This is a genomic window from Hymenobacter terrigena, from assembly GCF_054776515.1.
Map to the genome: position 1 here is coordinate 98,460 of NZ_BAAHBU010000004.1, position 20,193 is coordinate 118,652.

The 20,193-nt window shown below is 58.9% G+C and carries 18 protein-coding genes; 11 read left to right on the forward strand and 7 right to left on the reverse strand.

Annotation, left to right across the window (positions count from 1 at the left end):
- Positions 1–6: 6 nt before the first annotated feature.
- Both ACYU7Q_RS16970 and ACYU7Q_RS16975 read left to right on the forward strand, forming a co-directional pair.
- Complete coding sequence (locus ACYU7Q_RS16970) at positions 7–2,343, forward strand: xanthine dehydrogenase family protein molybdopterin-binding subunit (RefSeq protein WP_460610634.1); 2,337 nt, start codon at positions 7–9, stop codon at positions 2,341–2,343.
- 3 nt (positions 2,344–2,346) lie between these two features.
- Entirely contained in the window at positions 2,347–2,982 is a 636-nt protein-coding gene (locus ACYU7Q_RS16975; protein ID WP_460610635.1) for a nucleotidyltransferase family protein, read from the forward strand.
- A gap of 6 nt (positions 2,983–2,988) precedes the next feature.
- On the opposite strand, the gene ACYU7Q_RS16980 is transcribed toward ACYU7Q_RS16975, so the two are convergent.
- Positions 2,989–4,263, reverse strand: a complete 1,275-nt coding sequence (locus tag ACYU7Q_RS16980; RefSeq protein WP_460610636.1) for an MFS transporter — start codon at positions 4,261–4,263, stop codon at positions 2,989–2,991.
- A gap of 131 nt (positions 4,264–4,394) precedes the next feature.
- On the opposite strand from ACYU7Q_RS16980, the gene ACYU7Q_RS16985 reads away from it, so the two are divergent.
- The 3 genes from ACYU7Q_RS16985 to nth all read left to right on the forward strand — a co-directional run bounded on the left by ACYU7Q_RS16985 (position 4,395) and on the right by nth (position 6,547).
- Positions 4,395–4,553: a hypothetical protein gene (locus ACYU7Q_RS16985; protein WP_460610637.1), complete on the forward strand. Its 159-nt coding sequence runs from the start codon at positions 4,395–4,397 to the stop codon at positions 4,551–4,553.
- Positions 4,554–4,851: 298 nt separating this feature from the next.
- Positions 4,852–5,490, forward strand: coding sequence for an RNA polymerase sigma factor (locus ACYU7Q_RS16990; protein WP_198069106.1), 639 nt, complete (start codon positions 4,852–4,854; stop codon positions 5,488–5,490).
- A gap of 379 nt (positions 5,491–5,869) precedes the next feature.
- Positions 5,870–6,547: an endonuclease III domain-containing protein gene (gene nth / locus ACYU7Q_RS16995; protein ID WP_460610638.1), complete on the forward strand. Its 678-nt coding sequence runs from the start codon at positions 5,870–5,872 to the stop codon at positions 6,545–6,547.
- A 99-nt stretch (positions 6,548–6,646) separates the two neighbouring features.
- Here nth and ACYU7Q_RS17000 read toward each other — a convergent pair whose 3' ends face one another.
- Entirely contained in the window at positions 6,647–7,849 is a 1,203-nt protein-coding gene (locus ACYU7Q_RS17000) for a glycosyltransferase family 4 protein (RefSeq protein ID WP_460610639.1), read from the reverse strand.
- 92 nt (positions 7,850–7,941) lie between these two features.
- Positions 7,942–8,964, reverse strand: a complete 1,023-nt coding sequence (gldB, locus tag ACYU7Q_RS17005) for a gliding motility lipoprotein GldB (RefSeq protein WP_460610640.1) — start codon at positions 8,962–8,964, stop codon at positions 7,942–7,944.
- Between the two features lie 79 nt (positions 8,965–9,043).
- On the opposite strand from gldB, the gene ACYU7Q_RS17010 reads away from it, so the two are divergent.
- Positions 9,044–9,736: a porin family protein gene (locus tag ACYU7Q_RS17010; protein ID WP_460610641.1), complete on the forward strand. Its 693-nt coding sequence runs from the start codon at positions 9,044–9,046 to the stop codon at positions 9,734–9,736.
- A gap of 85 nt (positions 9,737–9,821) precedes the next feature.
- Here the strand turns inward: ACYU7Q_RS17010 and ACYU7Q_RS17015 are convergent, their stop codons facing one another.
- From ACYU7Q_RS17015 to ACYU7Q_RS17025, 3 genes are all read right to left on the reverse strand, one after another.
- A complete protein-coding gene (locus tag ACYU7Q_RS17015; RefSeq protein ID WP_460610642.1) occupies positions 9,822–11,429 on the reverse strand; it encodes an Rne/Rng family ribonuclease in 1,608 nt (535 codons plus the stop codon).
- 343 nt (positions 11,430–11,772) lie between these two features.
- Complete coding sequence (locus tag ACYU7Q_RS17020; RefSeq protein ID WP_460610643.1) at positions 11,773–12,693, reverse strand: tetratricopeptide repeat protein; 921 nt, start codon at positions 12,691–12,693, stop codon at positions 11,773–11,775.
- Between the two features lie 127 nt (positions 12,694–12,820).
- Positions 12,821–13,162: an HU family DNA-binding protein gene (locus tag ACYU7Q_RS17025; RefSeq protein ID WP_460611079.1), complete on the reverse strand. Its 342-nt coding sequence runs from the start codon at positions 13,160–13,162 to the stop codon at positions 12,821–12,823.
- Between the two features lie 157 nt (positions 13,163–13,319).
- Here ACYU7Q_RS17025 and mutY point away from each other — a divergent pair, with 157 nt between their 5' ends.
- The 4 genes from mutY (at position 13,320) to recG (ending at position 17,929) form a co-directional block, all read left to right on the forward strand.
- The gene (gene mutY, locus ACYU7Q_RS17030) at positions 13,320–14,402 is read left to right on the forward strand and encodes an A/G-specific adenine glycosylase (protein ID WP_460610644.1); all 1,083 of its coding nucleotides are present in this window, start codon (positions 13,320–13,322) and stop codon (positions 14,400–14,402) included.
- 141 nt (positions 14,403–14,543) lie between these two features.
- Positions 14,544–14,978 carry a single-stranded DNA-binding protein gene (locus ACYU7Q_RS17035; RefSeq protein ID WP_460610645.1) on the forward strand — a complete coding sequence of 145 codons (435 nt, stop codon included), beginning with the start codon at positions 14,544–14,546 and terminating at the stop codon, positions 14,976–14,978.
- 156 nt (positions 14,979–15,134) lie between these two features.
- Positions 15,135–15,719, forward strand: coding sequence for a gliding motility lipoprotein GldD (gene gldD / locus ACYU7Q_RS17040; RefSeq protein WP_460610646.1), 585 nt, complete (start codon positions 15,135–15,137; stop codon positions 15,717–15,719).
- Positions 15,720–15,829: 110 nt separating this feature from the next.
- Positions 15,830–17,929: an ATP-dependent DNA helicase RecG gene (gene recG / locus ACYU7Q_RS17045; protein WP_460610647.1), complete on the forward strand. Its 2,100-nt coding sequence runs from the start codon at positions 15,830–15,832 to the stop codon at positions 17,927–17,929.
- Between the two features lie 63 nt (positions 17,930–17,992).
- Here the strand turns inward: recG and ACYU7Q_RS17050 are convergent, their stop codons facing one another.
- The gene (locus ACYU7Q_RS17050) at positions 17,993–18,220 is read right to left on the reverse strand and encodes a hypothetical protein (protein WP_460610648.1); all 228 of its coding nucleotides are present in this window, start codon (positions 18,218–18,220) and stop codon (positions 17,993–17,995) included.
- A 361-nt stretch (positions 18,221–18,581) separates the two neighbouring features.
- On the opposite strand from ACYU7Q_RS17050, the gene ACYU7Q_RS17055 reads away from it, so the two are divergent.
- Positions 18,582–20,036: a hypothetical protein gene (locus ACYU7Q_RS17055; protein ID WP_460610649.1), complete on the forward strand. Its 1,455-nt coding sequence runs from the start codon at positions 18,582–18,584 to the stop codon at positions 20,034–20,036.
- The last annotated feature ends 157 nt before the right edge of the window (positions 20,037–20,193 follow it).

Sequence of the window (20,193 nt, forward strand, 5' to 3'; positions counted from 1 at the left end):
CGAGCCATGTACGAGAACGAACCAGCTTTCTTCGAAACCTCCCCCACGCCCGGCGTGGTGGGCCAGCCGCTCAACCGCGTGGATGGACGCGACAAGGTGATGGGCCGGGCCAAATATTCGGCCGAATACCCGTTGCCCGGCCTCACCTACGGCGTGCTCAAAACCAGCGACATCGCCAAGGGCCGCATCCAAAATATTGACACCAGCGCCGCCGCTAAGGAGCCCGGCGTACTGGCCATCTACACCCACCTGAACCTGCCGAAACTGGCCAAAACGCCCAACGACCCGGAGGGCAAAAAAGCCATTGGCGCGCCCATGGGTTTCCTGCCGATGACCTCGGATGTGATTCATTACGCCGGCCAGCCGGTGGCGGTGGTGGTGGCTGACACTTTTGAGCGCGCCACCCACGCCGCCCGCCTGGTGCGCGTGACCTACGCCGCCGAGCAGCCCATCGCGGCCTACACCGACCCCAAAGCCCAGCTTTTCAACCCCGAGAAAATTCAGGACGGCAAGGCCGACGGCTACACCCAGCGCGGCGATGCCCGCGCCGCTATGGCCGGCGCCCCAGTGAAGCTCACAGCTGTGTACACCCACGCCATCAACCATCACAACCCGATGGAGCCGGGCTCCACCACCGCCATCTGGGAAGCGCCCGACCGCCTCACGGTGTACGAATCGACCCAGGGCGTGACGCGCACGCAGAAGTCGCTGTCGGCCTATTTGGGCCTGCCGCAGGACCAGGTGCGGGTTATCACGAAGTATTTGGGTGGGGGCTTTGGCTGCAAGGGCTCGTGCTGGCCACACACCGTGCTCACGGTGCAGGCCGCCAAGGCCCTGGGCCGGCCGGTGAAGCTGGTGCTCACCCGCCAGCAGCAGTTCACGAGCATGGGCCACCGCGAAGACCAGACCCAGACGCTAACCGCCGGGGCCACCAAGGAAGGCAAGCTGCTGGCCCTGATTCACGAAAAAACCTCCACCACGTCGCCGTGGGACAACTACGCCGAGGCCAACAGCAAAATCATCAATATGCTGTATGAGTGCCCCACGTTTGAGTCGCACTACGAGCTGGGCCGCGCCAACGTGATGACGTCCACCTTCACGCGCGCGCCTGGCGAGGCTCCCGGCTCATTCGCCATCGAGTGCCTGATGGACGATTTGGCCTACCAATTGGGCATTGACCCCATTGAAATCCGGCTGCGGAACTATGCCGAGAAAGACCCCAGCACCGGCCAGCCGTGGAGCAGTAAGGGCCTACGCGAGTGTTATGCCCGCGGGGCCGAGCTCTTCGGCTGGAGCAAGCGCAACCCCAAGGCGGGCGTCACGCGCGACGGCCGCACCCTGGTGGGCTGGGGCATGGCCACGGCCAGCTACCCGGTGCACAACTCGCAGGGCACCGCCCGCGTGCGCCTCTACGCCGACGGCCACGCCGTGGTGCAAAGCGGCGCCACCGACCTCGGCACCGGCACCTACACCGTGATGACGCAGGTAGCGGCCGACTCACTGGGTTTGCCGCCGGATAAAATTCGCTTCGAGCTGGGCGATACCAAGCTGCCCACCGCGCCCAACTCGGGCGGCTCGGTGGCGGCGGGCACGGTGTCGTCGTCGGTCTACATGGCGGCGCAGGACCTGTGGGAGCGGCTCACCAAAGTGGCCGTGAAGGACCCGAAGTCGCCCGTTTTCAAGGCCAGACCCGAAGACGTGGTGGCAGAAAAAGGCCGCCTACAATTGAAAACTAACCCAGCTAAGGGCGAGGATTTCATGGCCCTGATGAAACGAGCCGGCCTGGACGACATCGAAGGCACCGGGCAGGGCAAGTACGGCGCGGGCTACGAAACCGGCCGCCCCAGCAACCCCGCCGGCCCCCAGAACAACACGGAATCAGAAGCCAAGCACTCCATGCACTCCTTCGGGGCGCACTTCTGCGAGGTGCACGTCGACCCCGATTTGGGCACCGTGCGCGTCACGCGCTGGGTGAGCGTGCACGCCGCCGGCCGCATCCTCAACGCCAAAACTGCCCGCAGCCAGATTATCGGCGGCAGCATCTTCGGCATCGGCGCGGCCCTGATGGAAGCCACTGCCCGCGACCCGCACTACGCCCGCTACACCAACGCCGACCTGGCCGACTACCACATCCCCGTCAACGCCGACATCCCGGAGATGACCGTGGAATTCATCGACGAGCACGACCCCTACATCAACGCCATGGGCGTGAAGGGCATCGGCGAAATCTCAATGGTGGGCGTATCGGCCGCCGTGGCCAACGCCGTGTTTCACGCCACTGGCAAGCGCGTGCGCGACCTGCCCATCACCCCCGACAAAATCCTGGGCACGAAGGCCGTTTAAGCCATGATATCCGATTCAGAATCCCGCGCCACCGCGCCCGCTTTGGCCGGGTCGGTGGCGTTGCTGTTGCTGGCCGCCGGGGCCTCCACTCGCATGGGCCGGCCCAAGCAGCTCCTGCCCTACCACGGCCGCACCCTCCTACGCCACGCCGCCGAAACGGCTGTAGCCAGTGGTTGCGCGCCCATTGTGCTGGTGACTGGTGCGCTGCAGGAGGAGCTATTAACCGAAGTTTCGGGCCTGCCTATCCAATCCATTCACAACCCCGAATGGGAAACCGGCATGGCCTCCTCCATCCGCGCCGGCCTGAAGGCGGTGGCCGAAACCTCGCCCACCGCCGTGCTCATCATGCTCACCGACCAGCCCCTGGTGACGCCTGAATTGCTACAGGAATTGATAGCCCGGCAGCAGCAATCGCAAGCGCCCATCGTAGCCGCTGCCTATGGTGATACGCTGGGCGTCCCCGCCGTTTTTTCCTATACCCTGCTGCCCCAGCTGCATCAGTTGCAAGGGCGGCAGGGGGCCGGGCGGCTCATTGCCAGCCTAGGCGCGGCCGTGGGCCAAGTGCCCTTCCCCGCCGGCTTGCTTGATGTGGATACACCGGAGCAGTACGCAGCTCTGCTGAAAGGCCTCCCTAATTAGGCCAGCTTACTTCGTGCCCGATTCCAGCTTGCGCAGCTTATCGGCCCGCCAGGTGGTGATGGCCACCACCAGCAGCGTCATCAGTCCGCCGAACACCACCGAACGCACCGTACCCAGCAGCCGCGCCGCCGTGCCGCTTTCAAAGGCCCCGATTTCGTTGCTGGAACCGATGAAAATGTTGTTCACCGCCGATACCCGGCCCTTCATGTACTCCGGGGTGTAGATGTGGATGAGCGTGGAGCGCACAATCACCGACACGGAATCGAACACGCCCGTCAGGAACAACAGGAACAGCGACAGCCAGAAATTAGTCGAAAGCGCAAACGCGATGGTGGCCAGTCCGAAGCCCGCCACCGCCCACAGCAGCTTGCGCCCGGCCCGCCGCCGCAGCGGGAAATACGTCAGGAAGATGGCCATCAAGACCGAGCCAATGGCCGGTGCCGCTTCCAGCTGCCCAAAGCCCTTGGCCCCCACCTTCAGAATATCCGACGCGAACACCGGCAGCAGCGCCACTGCCCCGCCAAACAGCACCGCAAACATATCCAGCGACAGCGCCGCCAGCACCAGCTGGTTGCCGAAAATAAAGCGCAACCCGCTCAGTACACTGTCTTTCAGGTTGAGGCGCTCGCCTTCCATGGGCGGCAGCGGCCGGTTGGCGATACGCGCAAACTGAAACAGCGCCAGCGCCAGCAGCACCGTGCTCACCACGTAGGAATTGGTGATGCCCACGGCCGCAATCAGGTAGCCCCCAATGGCCGGCCCCAGCACCGACGAGCCCTGGTAGGTGGTGCTATTCCAGGTGATGGCGTTGGGCAGCAGTGCACGGTCGGGCAGCAGCTGCGGCATAAAGGAAAACAGCGCCGGCCCCATAAAGCCCCGCGCCAGCCCGCTCACAAAAATCACCCCGTACAGCGGCAGCGTGTACAGCGAATCCTTGGCCAACAGGTGAATGCCATAGGGGCTGGCGAATGCGGCCAGCGCCGCCGCGCACAGCACCAGCACCGCCAGCGCCACCACCACAATGTTTTTGCGACGCATCGAGTCGGCCACGTAGCCAGCGTAGAGCGACACCACAATGCTCGGAATGGCTTCTGACAATCCAATCAGTCCCAGCGCCAACGGATTGTTGGTGAGGTGGTAAATCTGCCAGCTCACCACCAGCCCCTGAATGCGCGTGGCCACCGTGAGCAAGGTGCGGGCCGACACCAGCCGGCGAAAATCGGGCACGCGCAGGGCCGCGTACGGGTCGTGAGCCGGCGAAGAATCAGCAGTAGGCAGCATAAGCACACAAAAACCGCCTGTACGGCGGCCAGCCACAAAGGTAGGCCCGCCCCAGTCTTGGCGGGTTGATTCGGCCGTCGCGTTTCGTCTACCTTGCCAGCTGACATTCACCGCGCTTTCAGTTCCCGCTCATGCAACATTCCGGCCTGGAAATAACGCCCCGCCCCGACTTGCCGGCCACTGTGGCCCGCTGCGCCGCCGCTATCAGTGCCACTTCCCACCCCGAGCAAGGCTACCAAACCGCCCTCTTTACCGACGAAGCCACTGCCTGCCACTGGCTCGCCCAATGAGCAGCACTACAGGCGGCCCAAATTTTTTACCTGCTTCGGAAACTTTTTTTCAAAAAAATACCTAGAGATTTTTCCTCAAAAATGCCCTAGATGAAGTTTTGAGGAAGGTTGCTCGAAATTTTCAAAAAGATTGTGGCATTTTTCCACCAATACCTCTTGCGTAATTAGATTGCCTTTCTCTACATTTGGTCTGATTCTAGCGGGGTAAATCCTACCGCCGCCCGGCGCTCCCAATTTTTTTCTCGGTAACTGCATACTATGGCCTAAAGCTCTACGTTCTCCTATTCCGTAGCCCTTTATGGACCTCATGCAACCGAGCGACTCCGCGCTCATCTCGCTCTACCTGGCCGGCCAGGAATCCGCCTTCGCTATCCTGCTGGAGCGGCACCGCAGTCGTGTGTTCACGACCATCCTCCTCATCGTGCGCGACGAGGACGTGGCCGAGGACCTGTTGCAGGACACGTTCATCAAAGCCATCCACACCATGAAAAGTGGCCGCTACAACGAGGAGGGCAAATTTGCGCCCTGGATTTGCCGCATCGCGCACAACCTCGCCATCGACTCGTTCCGCCGTGGCAAGCGCGTGCCCCACATCAGCCTTACCGATAACGAACGTTTAAACAACACCCTGACCATTGCCGATGACGGCCCGGACGATATTCTCGCCCGCGAAGAAACCCATACCCGCCTTCGGGCGTTAATCCAAGAACTGCCCGCTGCCCAAAAGGAGGTGCTGCTCATGCGCCATTACGGCGATATGAGCTTCCAGGAGATTGCCGACGCCACCGGCGTGAGCATTAACACGGCGCTGGGCCGGATGCGCTATGCGCTGATAAACCTGCGGAAGAAAATGACCGCGAATTCCCTGCATCACTATGATTCAAACCTTACCCCATTCGACACTGCTCCAGTATGTGTACAACGAATTGCCGGCTGAAAGGCAGCGCGAGGTAGAGGAGGCACTGCAGCACGACCCGGACTTGGCCGCGACCTGCGCCGACCTCCTTTTGGCCCAGCGGGCACTCGACGGCGTCCGTCGCGAACCCCGGCCCGAAACCTCCGAGGCCATTTTGCGCTACTCGCGCACTTTCTTGAGCAAGTCCTGAGCCCCTTCAATTTTTTGTGGCGGCCGCTCCACACCCCGCGCTGGCGCGGGTAAGAGGCTAGCCAACTCAGTATGTACGGTCATGCTGAGCGCCGCCGAAACAACTCTCCCGCAGCAGTAATCCTGTCAATTGGATTTACTATTGCGGACGAGATGCTTCGGCGGCGCTCAGCATGACCGTTTTATTTTTGCCCGTTCCTTATCTTTTGCCATGCGTCGCGCCGACCGTTTCCAGTATTTCCTCGACTACTTCACCACCAATTTCCCGGAGCCCAAAACGGAGTTGGTCTACAGCAACCCGTATGAGCTAATTGTGGCCGTAGTGCTCAGCGCACAGTGCACCGACAAGCGCGTGAACCTGGTGATGCCCGCGCTACTGGGTCAATTCCCTACTGCCGCGCACCTCGGCGCCGCTTCGGCCGATGACATTTTTCCCTTCATCCGCAGCGTTTCCTATCCCAACAACAAGGCCAAGCACCTGGCCGGCCTGGGCCGGATGCTCACCGAAGATTTCGGCGGCGAAGTTCCCAGCCAGATTGACGAGTTGCAGCGCCTGCCCGGCGTGGGCCGCAAAACGGCCAACGTGGTGGCTTCCGTGATTTACAACCTCCCCGCCATGGCGGTAGATACTCACGTTTTTCGGGTGTCGCACCGCATTGGCCTCGTGCCCAAAACGGCCACCACGCCCTTGGCTGTGGAAAAAGCGCTGGTGCGCTACATCCCGGAAGAACTAATCAATAAAGCCCACCACTGGCTGATTTTGCATGGCCGCTACATTTGCGTAGCACGCTCACCAAAATGCAGCATTTGCCCGTTGGCTCCCAGCTGCGCTTATTTTGAAAAGCATTTTGGCAAAGCGCTGTCTTATGTGCCCATCCCGGAGGCCTAAAGCTGAACAGCTACAACCGAGGTTTCAGCAGCCTTTTTAGTACACGAAGTTCAATTCTGGGTTCTAGAAAGCACAAACAGCTTTAGGCTTAGCACAAAATCAGGTGCTGGCTGCTTCCAGTAGCAGCTGCACTTGGGCGGCCATACGTTGACGGTCAAATTCTCGCGCCGCCAAAACGCGGCCATTAGCACCCACTTGGCTTAGCATTTCGGGCTGGTGCAGCAGATGCTGCAGTTGCGCGGCCAAGGCGCTGGCATCACCAGCCGGCACGTACCAGCCGCAGGCGTGCTCCTCGACCAATGTTTTAGTCCAGCCCGCGTTGGTCACCACTACCGGCGTGCCCACGGCCAGCGAGTCGTACAGCTTCGCCGGGGAGTTGGAATCCAGCACCGGTAATCCCAGAAACGAAACCACCGACACATCGGCCAGCGCAAACCAGCTGAACACCTCATGCCGCGCCTGCCCCCGCACCAGCCGGATGCGCCCCGGCCAGCGCGCCGCTGCCGCCGCAATCAGCGGCTCAAAAAATCCATGGCCCAGAAACAGCCATACCACCTCAGCATCGGCAGCGACCATCGCCTCTGCCGCTGCTACCAGCGTCGGGATATCATTGGCCCGCCCAAAGGTACCGGCATACAACACCACCCGCTTGCCGGCCAGGCCCTGCTCCCGCCGAAGCTTTTCTACGGCAGCGGGCGTGGCGCGGGCCGCTAGTTCCAGGTCGGTGCCATTGAGCACGGTAGTGACTTTTGCAGCCGGAATGCCCAAATCCGTTACGTAATGTGCCATATCGGGCGAGAGCGGCAGAATGTGCCGGGCACTTTTATACAGCCGTTTCTCCAACTGATAAAGCTGCTGACGGGCCAGCGCCGTGGGCACGGCCCCCATCGCAATGGGAAATGCCGGCCATAAATCCTGCACCTCAAACACCCAGGGCACCCGCCGCCAGCGTGCCACCTGCGCCGCTGCCCAGGCCGCAGTCAGTGGCGTGCTGATTCCCCAAATCACGTCCGGCTTATTAATCCGCAGCCCCTCACGCACGGCCCAACCCGCGTATTGTACGAAAGCCAGCGCCCGCCGCGCTGGCCCCATCTTGTTATCATAGCGCACATCGGCTTCGCGGATTTCTACCCCTTCCGGCACCCACGGAAACTCGTGCGTCAGACGCTGGCTCTTCCAGGCGGGCGTGGTCAGCAACGTCACCCGATGCGTTTTGGCGATGTGGGCCAGCAGCGTGTAATGCCGGCTGGTGGCCGGGCAGTCGGGGTTGGTGTGGTACTGGCTGAAAACGGCAATGTGCATACTACAATGGGTGAATGAGCGAGTGGGCGAATGCGCGAATCGGTGAACATCTATTCACTCATTCGCCCACTCGCTCATTCACCCATTGAGTGCTACCGTTTGGGCCGGTAGTGCGAGTCGTTGAGAATGCGCTGGGCATTCTTTTCAGCCATCAGGCGGCCCAGCGTCACGTCGGGATGCTCGGCCACGTACTTGCGGATGATTTGTAGCCCCACCCACTGGCCTACGCGGCCGGGGCAGGTTTTGTCGATTTCGGGCACGTTGGGCCGCTCACCCACATATTTCTGGAGCAGGAAAGGCGTGGTGTTGTACAGCAGGTTTTTCTCCAGGAAATGCCCCCACACCCGGCCTTCGTTGGCATTGAGGCCCACCATTTCGCGCCGGGTATAGCCCATTAGTACCGAATCGGGAGTGCAGGGCAGCACCAGACTGGCGAAATACAGCGACTTGCCGGCGTGCACCATGGCATCGAGCATGGTGTTGGCCGTCAGCTCGTGCTTGTTGTACTTGCTGGCCACATCCTGGGCCAGCAGCGGCATAAGACCGGCCGGCGTATAGCGGCGCAGCATATACTGCGGCAGGTCGGGCCGCTTGCTGGCCTTGGGGCCGATGAACCAGTCCAGGCTCATCACCAGTAGACTGTCATTCACGTAGATATCCTTAGCCAGAAAGCCACTCACGTAGGTCACCGTCGGCGGCACCCGGAAATCGGGGAAGTAGTAATGCACCCGCCGGAACATCTCGCCCAGGTTATGGCGTAGCGCGGCGCTATCTGGGAAGGCCGCAGCCGTTTCCCGGCCCACTTGCTGCAATGCCGGGTTGGTAGCCAGATGCACCAGAGTGCTATCCAATTGCTTTTCGGTAGCGGGCTGGCGCTGCAAATAGTAGCGGGCAAATGCCGGATTGGCATCCATAAACTGCTGCGCCTGCGCCGGCGTTTTCAGCTGAAAAAAGGCTGACTCCAGGCGCTTTACCCGCACGGGTACGGCAGCGGCATCTTCGGCCGCGTCGGGCCGGCAGCCTTCGGCCGGGCCGCTTTTGCAGCCCCCAAAGCCGAAGCTGATTCCTAAAAACAGGGGCAGCCACCGCCGCCAAGCAAAATTATTCGTATTCACGCACGTTACTTTGAAGTAAAATTAGCCAAAACCTGTTGGCCGCCGGCTGTTGCCGACGGCAATCGAACGATAAACTCGTATGAAAAAACTACTGCTCGCGCTTTTCACACTCGCCGCCACCATTGGCAGTGCTTCGGCCCAGGTCGAAATCGGTCTGAAGGTTTCGCCGTCCATTACCAGCTTGCGGGCCGAATCCACGTCTAAAAACAGCTTTGCCAGCGATGGCAGTCAGTTTGGCCTAAGCGGCGGGTTGGTAGTCGATTACTTTTTCGGCGAAAACTATGCTTTCAGCACGGGCTTGGAACTAGCGGGCAAAGGAGGCAGCATCCGCTACACCGACTACCTGAATAATGGCGTCGGCAACGGAAACCCCGTTCCCGTTTCGATGAAAATCAGCACACAATACTTGCAACTGCCACTTACGGTAAAGCTTTTTACTAACGAAATTGCGCCCGCTACGCGGCTTTACTTCCAGGTGGGCGGCTCGCTCAACGTGCCCATTGGCACGCGCATCAACAGCAACAAGTTTTATACCGACCCGGTCACCGGCACTGAAAACAAAGCTGGCGACTACATCTACTTCTTCGATGCCGATGCCCTCATAGCAGCGGGAGCCGAGTATACCGTGGGGAAAAGCACCAAGCTTTTTGCTGGTCTCGGCTACCATCGGGGCTTGGTTGATATCGACCATTATTTTGAAAGCAAACGCAACTTTTCAGACGTAACCATCAAAAACAGCTCGTTCGGCCTCGATTTAGGCATCAAATTCTAGGCCCTGCGCACGCCGCCAGCAAAAAGCCCCAGCTTCTGATGAAGCTGGGGCTTTTTGTTAGAACAGGCCATTGCCAAGCCCGACCTTAATCTACAATCTCAACCTCACGGTCCTGCAAACGGCTCATGGCGGCAGCCGACGAGCGCAGTTGGATTTCCTCACCCCGCTCATCTTCAATGCGGTAGTCGGTAAGGCCCAGGCTGCTGTCATTCACCACTTTCACCCATTTGTAGTACTTGAGGTACCACTTCATCTGGCGCGAAATCAGGCCTTTGGTGTAGTAAGCGTACAGGAACGGGTGCACCGACAGTGTGATGCCCGACTGGTTCTGGTTCACCAGCAGGTCGTCGATGCTATTATCAATGTCATCCGTCACCTGGATGGAGGCCGAAATCTTGCCCGTGCCGCCGCAGGTGGGGCACACCTCGCCAGTCACGATGTTCTCAGCCGGTCGCACCCGCTGGCGGGTAATTTGCAGCAGACCAAACTTGGTGATGGGCAGCACAGTGTACTTCGCCTTGTCGAGCTTCATCACGTCGCGTACGGCGTCCTCCACTTTCTTACGGCTTTCGGCCGAGCGCATATCAATAAAGTCGACCACGATAATGCCGCCCATGTCACGCAGGCGCAGTTGACGAGCCACTTCTTTGGCCGCCAGCATATTAATCATCAGCGCGGTAGCTTCCTGGTCGTTTTCCTGGTTGCTCTTGCTACCCGAGTTCACGTCGATGACGTGCAGAGCTTCGGTGTGCTCAATTACGAGGTAGCCGCCGCCGGGCACAGTCACGGTTTTGCCAAACAGCGTTTTTAGCTGCTTCTCAATCCCGGTTTGCTCGAAAATCTTAATTTTCGAGTTGTGCAGCTTCAGCAGCCCCAACTTGTCCGGCGCGATTTTTTGCAGGTAATCCCGCATCTCGTCATACATCGCCGGAGCATCCACGGTGATGCTGTCGAACGACTCATTCAGCATGTCCCGCACCATTGATGAGGTACGGCCCAGTTCGCCGAGCACCTTATCATTGGGCTTGGCGGTGCGCAACGTGGAGTAAAGTTGCTCCCACTTCGCCACCATGTCCTGCATGTCCTTGTCAAGCTCGGCCACTTCCCGGCCCTCCGCCACAGTGCGGATGATAACGCCAAAGTTCTCGGGCTTGATGCTGGCGATGAGCCGTTTGAGGCGGTCACGCTCGCCCTTGCTCACAATTTTTTTGCTGACGCTGATGGTGTTCGAAAACGGCATCAGCACGAGGTAGCGCCCGGCCATCGAAATGTCGGTGCTCACGCGGGGGCCTTTGGTCGAAATCGGCTCCTTGATGATTTGAACAACAATCTGCTGTCCCTTTTTGAATACGTTTTCCGCCTTCCCCACTTTGTCGAGGACGGGCTCAAACGTAAATTTTTCCAGCCCGGCGCTGGACGCCCGGCCGCTCTGTACCGTGCGTGCCCATTTCGTGAGGGAATGGTATTGCTCGCCGAGGTCGCCGTAGTGCAAAAACGCGTCCTTTTCGTAGCCAATGTCTACGAACGCTGCGTTCAGGCCGGGCATCACCTTTTTCACGGTGCCCAGGAAGATGTCGCCTACTGAGTAGTTGGTGTCGTTGCGGTCGAAGTGGTATTCAATCAGCCGCTTGTCCTGCAACAACGCTATTCGCTCGCCTTCCTGAGTAGAATTAATGACTAATTCATTACTCAAAGCCTTGATTTAGTTAAAGTAACCTGCCGGTAATGCCGTTGAAGGCCTACCCCGAAACCGGCAAAGGGAAGCCAGAACCTGATGGCTCTGGCTTCCCTCGCGAGCCACGGGAAAAGCATCTGGCGCGGCCCCACTCGGGAGGCTACGTGAGAGATAGGCGGCTGGCTCCCTTCCCGTTAGGAAAACTGCCGGCCGCCGCTACGCCCCGTGAGGCTTACTTCTTCTTGTGGCGGTTCTTGCGCAGGCGCTTCTTGCGCTTGTGGGTGGCAATCTTATGACGCTTTCTTTTTTTACCGCAGGGCATGATGCTTGGGGGTTAAGTTGGTGATTGGTTGTGTCGTAGCTATTTCAATTTGGCGATTTGCTCTTCTACCGAAGCGGCCAGCGCGGGGTCGTTGCTGAGGCTTTTGGCGGTGAGGAAAGCCTGCCTGGCTTCTTCCTTGGCGCCGGTGCGGGCCAAAGTTACGCCGAGGTAAAACTGTCCGTTCACATTTTTCGGATTGACTTTCACCAAATCCTGAAAACGCTTCACGGCTTTGTCGAACTGGTTGCTCTGCACCGCGAGTATCCCCATGTTATACAGGGCTTTCTCGTTGCGGGGGTCAGCTTCTAGCACTTCGCGCAGATAGGTTACGCCCTGCACGGGGTTCTCAGAGGCCATGTAGGCCATCCCGAGGTTAGTTTTGGCATCGAGGTTGCCAGGCTGTTCCTTCAGCACCTTGGTGTAGAGTTCCCGCGCCTTACCACCGAGCAGTTTCACCCGCTCGTCGGTAGCCGCAAAGCTAAACGCCTGAAAGTAGGCATCGGCGGCCTGTTGCCAGTGTTGGGCGCTGGGCTTAGCCAGGGCCACTTGCTCCAGGTAGTAGCCAGCACTGTCGAAACGCTCCACGTCGTTGTAGCGGCGGGCCAGGGTGGTGGCCACCGTGGCTTTGGCATCGGGCGTGGCAGCAGCCTTGTACTCGCCCAGCAACCGGGCCAGTTCCTGCCGTTGGGCGGGGCTGGTGGTGGTGTGCGGAGCGGCATTGGGGCCGTTGTTTTCGGTAGCAGTGGCGGGTACCGGCCCCGAGGAGGCCTCGGTTTTGGAGCCGTTGGTGGCCATGCCGCCACCGTCACGGTTGGCCGTGGCGGCCGCATCCCTGCTCAGTTCCGACTTGCTTTCTTTCGGCTTCATGATGCCCTTGGGCAACACGTATAAGCCGCCAACCAGCGCGAGCGCGGCGGCGACGATTACCAATTGATGCGGAGCGGTGCGAGTAGTAGCCATTAGCTGAAAAAAGCCGGCCGCCGGGCTTTCCCTTGCGGAAAAGACACCGGCGGCGCGGCCGGCAATTCATTGTTGTTAATAAACTGGCCAGAGGTTAATCCGCCGGCGAGTTTATTAACAAACAAAATTAGGCTTTGGCCGCAACGGCTTTCACCTTCTTGCTGTTTTTAATCTTAGCCACGAAGGTTTTCGACGGCTTGAAGCTCGGGATGTAGTGCTCCTCGATGATGAGGGACGTGTTTTTCGAGATGTTACGGGCTACTTTACGGGCGCGCTTCTTGTTTACGAACGAGCCAAAGCCGCGCACGTAAATGTTGTTGCCCTCGGTCATCGAATCTTTCACGACTTTGAAGAAGGCTTCAACAGTCATCAATACATCAGCTTTCTCGATGCCGGTCTTCGTGGAGATTTCGGCGATTACCTCAGCTTTAGTCACGTTGGTATGGTACTTAGAGTGGTTGGAAAAAATACAGTTTTAGGCAAAAAAGTCCCAAATTCCAGCGTAAGCCCTTGCCCGGTAAGCGGTTCGCCCTTGAATTGGGGCCACAAAGGTAACCCCATTTTTTTGTTTTACCAATCAACCTTCTCAAACTAGGTGTTGGCCCAAATTATTCGCTTTCAAAATTTTGACCGCAAAAACTCCTCAGCCTTCCTTCCTGGCCTCTGCCTTGCTGGCCTGGTATCCGCGCCACCACCGCGACCTGCCATGGCGCCATACCCGCGACCCGTACGCCATCTGGCTATCGGAAGTTATTCTGCAACAAACCCGTGTGGCGCAAGGCCTTCCCTACTACGAAACCTTCCTGGCAGCCTACCCTACCGTGCAGGATTTGGCCGCCGCGCCCGAGGCCGAAGTGCTGCGCTACTGGCAGGGCTTGGGCTACTATTCCCGGGCTCGCAACATGCACCGCACGGCCCAGCAGGTAGTGACGGAATACGCCGGAAAGTTTCCCGGCACCTACGCCGAATTGCTAAAGCTGCGCGGCATTGGCCCCTACACGGCGGCGGCCATTGCGTCGTTTGCCTTCGATGAAGCGGTGGCCGTGCTCGATGGCAACGTGTACCGGGTGCTGGCCCGCATTTTTGGACTGCACTCCGATATTGCGGCGCCCAGCTCGCGCAAGGAATTCCAAGCCGTGGCCGACCAGCACATCCCCGCCAGCACACCGGCCGATTTTAATCAGGCCATTATGGAGTTTGGGGCGATTCAGTGCACGCCGGCCAAGCCCGACTGCTTATTTTGCCCCATGCAACACCAGTGCTGGGCGTTTCAGCACGGGCAGGTGGCGCTGCTGCCGGTGAAAAGCAAGGCGAAGGCCTCACGCACGCGCTATTTCCACTACTTCGTGCTGCGCCACGGCGAGCAGACGTACCTGCGGGAACGCCGCGAAAAAGACATTTGGCAAGGGCTGTATGATTTTGCCCTGGCAGAAACGACGGTGCCCGAGTTGCCGCCGACTGAGCTGGCACGGCATCTGGATGCATTGGGCGCTACCCTGGACACCAGCCAAGCGGCCGAGCCCAGCGCCGCCTACCGCCACGTATTGAGCCATCAGAAGCTGGAGGCCCGCTTTCATCCTTTGGAATTGGTGCAGCCGCTCCCGGCTACTACGCTTCGGGACTTGGGCCTGCGGGCGTACTCGCTGGCGGAGATTGACGCCCTGCCCAAGCCCAAGCTGATTGCTAATTATATTGAGCAGAAGCTGTAATTCAGATACTCCTAATATTTTTAGATTTTTCAGCAAAAATTATTAGCAACAAGCATTGCTAATCCATTTTAAGCGCTTATCTTTGAAGCAAGAACAAGCCGGGTGGCTTTTTCGATTCTGTATTTCCTAACGTGCAATAATATGGCCGGAGTGAACAAGGTGATTTTGGTAGGCAACCTGGGCAAAGACCCCGAAGTGCGCCATTTGGAAGGCGGTGTGAGCGTGGCTCACTTTACCCTCGCCACCAACGACTATTACAAGGACAAGCAAGGCAACCGCGTGGAGCGCACCGAATGGCACAACATTTCGGCGTGGCGCGGCTTGGCCGATATGGCTGATAAATTCCTCAAAAAGGGCCAGCAAGTGTACATCGAGGGCAAGCTGCGCACCCGCCAATATCAGGATAAGGACCAGCAGACGCGCTACATCACCGAAATCATTGCCGATGAGATTTCGATGCTGGGCGGCCGGCCGCAAGGCGCCGCTCCGGCAGCGGGCGAGGCCAACGGCTCTGCCGCTACGGAGCCGCAGCACAGCTTCCGGCAGGAGCCGGAGTTGGACCAGCTTCCCTTCTGACTCCCGAATGGCGGACTGAGTGGCCTGTGGCTGCAACTGTCCAGAGTGATGATTGAGATGAAGCCCTGGCACTGTGCCGGGGCTTTTTTCGTTGCGGTGGCAGTTACCTTTGAAACTACGAAGGCTGGGCCGTTTGGGGCCGGGGCCGCTTTTTGCATGAAATACCTTTCAACCTTGCCGGTGCTGACCGGGCTGGTACTGCTGGCGGGCTGCTCGTCGGCTCCGGATTTTACGCCCAAGCCCAAGGGGTACAACCGCATTGACCTGCCGGCGCACCGCTACCGGCTGCTGCCGGCCGGCCACCCCTACGAGTTCGAATACTCGACGCAGGCCGTGATTAAGCGGGATTCGTCGTACATGGCGCAGCCGCACTGGCTGAACGTGTACTACCCCAAGCTGCACGCCAACGTGCAGATTACCTACATGGACGTGCAGCGCGACCGTCGCCTCTACAACAAGATGATGGAAGATGCCCGCAAGCTCACGGGTAAGCACGAAATCAAGGCCACGGCCATTGATGAGCGCATTTTGAAGACGCCGAGCGGGATGCGAGCCTCGGTGTTTGAGTTGCAGGGCGAGGTGCCGAGCCAGTTCCAGTTTTACACTACGGACAGCACCAAGCACTTCTTTCGGGGGGCGCTGTACTTCCGCACGGCCACGGCGAACGACTCGCTGGCCCCGGTGATTGAGTACGTGAAGACGGATATGGTGCGGATGCTTAACACATTGCGCTATAAATAATTATCAGACTGTTGCATTGCTTAATTGGTGAATTGACTTGGAAGAAATTGGCATTTTCGCAAACCGCCATTCAACCATGAGACAGTTCGGCCATTCAGCCATTTTTTCCCTTGAGTAATTTCTTCAATACCCGGCTCGAATTTTTGCGCTCGGTAGGCAGCCTCCAGCGGGCGCAGCTGCTGGGCAAAGAGTTGAACCTGTTCACTTACGGCGACCTGATTCAGCGCTACCCGTTCCGGTACCTGGACCGGACGCAGGTGTACAAGGTGGCTGACCTGAACGACGACCTGCCCTACGTGCAGGTGCGCGGCATGCTGCGCGGCAAGGAGCTGGTGGGCGAAGGGCCGAAGCAGCGCCTGACCGCGAAGGTGGGCGACGGCACCGGCGAGCTGGAGCTGGTGTGGTTTAAGGGCGTGAAATGGGTGCAGCAGTACACCAAGAACAACCAGGAATACATCGTTTTTGGCAAGCCGACGATGTTTAACGGCCGGCCGCAGATGGCGCACCCGGAGCTGGAGGAAGTGAGCGAAGCCAAGCCGGGGCAGAGCTTTCTGCAGCCGGTTTATAATACTTCGGAAAAGCTCAAGAACTACCACCGCGTTGACAGCAAAGCCATTATGCGGATGGTAGCGGAGCTGCTGCGGCTGGCCGTACCACACATTACAGAGTCGTTGTCGCCGGCTTTAATTGAGCGGTATGGGCTGATGAGCAAGGCGCAGGCTTTGCAGCAGATTCACTTTCCGCAGAACGCGGAGCTGCTGGCGGCGGCGCAGTTCCGGCTCAAGTTTGAGGAGCTGTTTTATGTGCAGCTCAAGCTGTTGCGGCAGCGCGACCAGCGCAAGGTGACGCTGGCGGGCCAGATTTTCAATCAGGTACCGACGCTGGTGGACTTTTATAAAAACCACCTCACGTTTGATTTGACGGGCGCGCAGAAGCGCGTTATCCACGACATTTACAAGGACTTCTGCACCGGGCGGCAGATGAACCGGCTGCTGCAGGGCGACGTAGGCTCGGGCAAAACCATCGTGGCCTTCATCGCCATGCTGATGGCGGCCGACAACGGCGCGCAAAGCTGCATCATGGCCCCGACCGAGATTCTGGCCGACCAGCACTACGTGGGCCTGAAAGTGTACGCCGATGCGCTGGGCATCAAGATTGGCAAGCTCACGGGCAGTACCCGCACGGCCGAGCGCCGCGTGCTGCACGAGGAGCTGCGCGCCGGCACCATGCACATGCTGGTGGGCACCCACGCGCTGCTCGAAGACGTGGTGCAGTTCCGCAACCTGGGGCTGACCATTATGGATGAGCAGCACCGCTTCGGAGTAGCGCAGCGCTCGAAATTGTGGCAGAAAAACCCGCACGTTATTCCGCACGTGCTGGTAATGACGGCCACGCCCATCCCGCGCACGCTGGCCATGACGTTGTACGGCGACCTGGACGTGAGTGTGATTGACGAGCTTCCGGCCGGCCGGAAGCCCATTGTAACGGTGCACCGCTTTGATGCCAACCGGCTGAAAGTGTTTGAGTTTATCCGCGACCAAGTAAAAATCGGGCGGCAGGTGTACATCGTGTATCCGCTGATTGAGGAATCGGAAACGATGGACTACAAGGACCTGACCGATGGCTACGAAAGCGTGGCGCGGGCTTTTCCGGAGTTCCAAATCAGCATCGTGCACGGGCGCATGAAGGCCGAGGAAAAGGACTACGAGATGCAGCGCTTCATCAAGCGGGAAACCCAGATAATGGTGGCCACCACCGTGATTGAGGTGGGCGTGAACGTGCCCAACGCCTCGGTGATGGTGATTGAGAGCGCCGAGCGGTTCGGGCTGTCGCAGCTGCACCAGCTGCGCGGGCGGGTGGGCCGCGGGGCCGACCAAAGCTACTGCATCCTGATGTCGGGCTTCAAGCTGAGCAAGGACGCCCGCACCCGCCTCGAAACAATGGTGCGGACCAACAACGGCTTCGAAATTGCCGACATTGACCTAAAGCTGCGCGGCCCCGGCGACCTGATGGGCACTCAGCAAAGCGGCGTGCTGGATTTGTTGATTGCCGACCTGGCCAAGGATGGCCGCATTCTGAGCGAAAGCCGGGCCGCAGCCCAGACTTTGCTCAGCGAAGACCCGAACCTGACCAATCCGGAGAATGCCAACATCCGCCACCACATCGAAAGTCTGCCGGCCACGGCCGTGAACTGGAGCCGGATTAGTTAAACGTTTGTGCTGAGCAGTGGGCAAAAAAAAACGACTTTATAAAAAGTCGTTGGGGTGTTCTGCCTAGAACATCTCAGCAATGAGTCCGCTACCGCTCTGCTGCGGCTGGGCCTGCTGTCGGGCGGGTTGGACAGGCTCGGAAGTAAGCACCTGATGAACCATGATAACCGAGGAGTCGGGTTTGGTAGTAGGTTCAACTGTTTTGGCTACGGTAACTGGAGTTGACTCCTTAACAAGCCTGCCGCCAATGATGAGGGCCGATAACAGCGTGAACTTGAGTAGTGACTTCATAGAGATAGTAGATAATTGCGTTTACAAAGGTAAACCAAAACTGAGGTTTGTTAAAAAAAAACGTTAAAAAGGCCAAATACCTCGGCTAAACAGCGCTATTATCTGTTGAAACCGAGCCGGGTACAGAAGTACGCTGTTTGGTTCCAATTGAACCCTGGAAGCGAACACGAAGTAAACGGTGTCCCTGTACGGAAGTGACGACGGGAGTGTTATGCTTGAAATAATTTTTTATTAACCACTCCCCCTATTTGCTAAGGTCTCAACTCGTAAAAAGCAAAGTCAAAAGGTAAAAGCCGGTACTTTTGGGCACACCTGACCGTTGAAATCCACTTTCCTTATGTTTCCAATACGCCAAAATTTTATGTTGCAGCGCGCAGTAATAATCGGGTTGATGAGCGGAGTCCTGCTGGGCAATGCGACATCGGCTGTGGCCCAGAAGGTAAAGTCGGCGCCCTTCAGCTACCTGCCGGAGCAGGGCACCGACCGCTACGACATGCGCGTGCCAAACAAGACGCTAACGCTGGCCGATGGCTCAGGGTTTGTGATTCTGGCCCACCAGAGTGCGGGCGGCTACGCGGTGGAGCGCTACGACGCCGACCTCAAAAAGCAATGGAGCACCACCATTCCGGTGGGCCCGGGCGAGACATTGGAAGCCTTCGGGCGCGGCTCGCAGCAGGCGCTGGTGGTGCTCCACCACAAGGATGACAATAGCCAGAACCTGACCGTAGTGCCCGTGAGCCTGCAAAGCGGCCAGAAGGGCGCGACCAAGCTGGTGATAAGCGCCCCAGCCCGCGACCGCCGCCCGGGCGTGAGCATCTCCCCCGATGGCAGCCGGCTGCTGGCCTTCCGCTACCTCACCAGCAACCAGCAGGTGAAGAGCATCGCGGCCACGCTTTTCGACCAGAGCTTGGCGCAGCTGGAAGAGAAAACGTACGATTTCCGGACGTTGAGCGACTTTTTCTCGCCGGCCGTGCACGTGGCGAATGATGGCACGCAGTACGTGACCCTCATCAGCGAGGGCATGAAAAAGCTGACCGTGCGCCGCTACCCGGCCGGGCCTTCCACCGAAGTGAAGGTGCTGGGCGTGCCGGTGGGCGGCGTGTTTGGCGGCCGGCCGGTGACGGTGCGCGATGCCAAATTCACGGTTTTGAACGATGGCAGCCTGTATGCCGCTGCGCTGTGCGCCGACTACCAGACCGGCGAGTACTACAGCCTGAAGGTGGTGAAATACGATTTCAGCGGCAGCGGCGACATGAAGTTTTCGCCGGAATTCCGCTTCACGCCGGCCTATCTGACGGAGGTGAGCAAAGCCAGCGGGCAAGAAGTGAAACGCCTCGATGACATATACCTGGGTGAGCTATTGCTGACGCCGGAAAAGCAGCTAGTGGTAGTGGCCGAAAAGCATTTTGAGGAAGGCGGCAGCGAGTCTCCGGTGCACGCCCGCGAGCTGCATCTGTTTGGCTACAACGAGTTTGGCGCGCCCACCTGGCACAGCATCGTAGCCAAAGACCAAGTGGCCCCGGCCGTAGATGCCTATACAGGCATTGGCTTTCGGGCGGCGGTGTTCGGCAGCACGGTGCAGCTGCTCACGCTGGAAAACATCAACAAGAAATCGGACCTCTACCTGCGCCGCGTGAATGCGCAGACCGGTATTGTGAGTGCCCCTGAGCGCCTCAAGCTGAACGTGGCCGACGACCAGCAGCTGGCTTACGTAAAGGATTTTACGGCCTGGTTAAACGAGAAAACCATCATCGGCGTGAGCCGGCCCAGCAAGAAATCGGCGGCCTTGCAGCTGGAGAAAATTGTGGTGAAATAAAGACGAGGGTATGCCATTGTAAAGCCTGAAAAACAGGGAGTCAGGCAAATTCACAATTGAGGTAGAATGGTGCAATCGTTCCCGACATCGTTCCCGGCATCGATTGCGAGAATATAGTTGAACAGAGGTATTGGGCTACGGTCGAGTTCGGTTGACC

What these genes read in the sequence shown, in the direction of transcription:
- ACYU7Q_RS16970 (WP_460610634.1), top strand. Translation starts at nt 7, where the DNA reads ATGTACGAGAACGAACCAGCTTTCTTCGAAACCTCCCCCACGCCCGGC.
- ACYU7Q_RS16975 (WP_460610635.1), top strand. Translation starts at nt 2,347, where the DNA reads ATGATATCCGATTCAGAATCCCGCGCCACCGCGCCCGCTTTGGCCGGG.
- ACYU7Q_RS16980 (WP_460610636.1), bottom strand. Translation starts at nt 4,263, where the DNA reads ATGCTGCCTACTGCTGATTCTTCGCCGGCTCACGACCCGTACGCGGCC.
- ACYU7Q_RS16985 (WP_460610637.1), top strand. Translation starts at nt 4,395, where the DNA reads ATGCAACATTCCGGCCTGGAAATAACGCCCCGCCCCGACTTGCCGGCC.
- ACYU7Q_RS16990 (WP_198069106.1), top strand. Translation starts at nt 4,852, where the DNA reads ATGGACCTCATGCAACCGAGCGACTCCGCGCTCATCTCGCTCTACCTG.
- nth (WP_460610638.1), top strand. Translation starts at nt 5,870, where the DNA reads ATGCGTCGCGCCGACCGTTTCCAGTATTTCCTCGACTACTTCACCACC.
- ACYU7Q_RS17000 (WP_460610639.1), bottom strand. Translation starts at nt 7,849, where the DNA reads ATGCACATTGCCGTTTTCAGCCAGTACCACACCAACCCCGACTGCCCG.
- ACYU7Q_RS17010 (WP_460610641.1), top strand. Translation starts at nt 9,044, where the DNA reads ATGAAAAAACTACTGCTCGCGCTTTTCACACTCGCCGCCACCATTGGC.
- ACYU7Q_RS17020 (WP_460610643.1), bottom strand. Translation starts at nt 12,693, where the DNA reads ATGGCTACTACTCGCACCGCTCCGCATCAATTGGTAATCGTCGCCGCC.
- ACYU7Q_RS17035 (WP_460610645.1), top strand. Translation starts at nt 14,544, where the DNA reads ATGGCCGGAGTGAACAAGGTGATTTTGGTAGGCAACCTGGGCAAAGAC.
- gldD (WP_460610646.1), top strand. Translation starts at nt 15,135, where the DNA reads ATGAAATACCTTTCAACCTTGCCGGTGCTGACCGGGCTGGTACTGCTG.
- ACYU7Q_RS17050 (WP_460610648.1), bottom strand. Translation starts at nt 18,220, where the DNA reads ATGAAGTCACTACTCAAGTTCACGCTGTTATCGGCCCTCATCATTGGC.
- ACYU7Q_RS17055 (WP_460610649.1), top strand. Translation starts at nt 18,582, where the DNA reads ATGTTGCAGCGCGCAGTAATAATCGGGTTGATGAGCGGAGTCCTGCTG.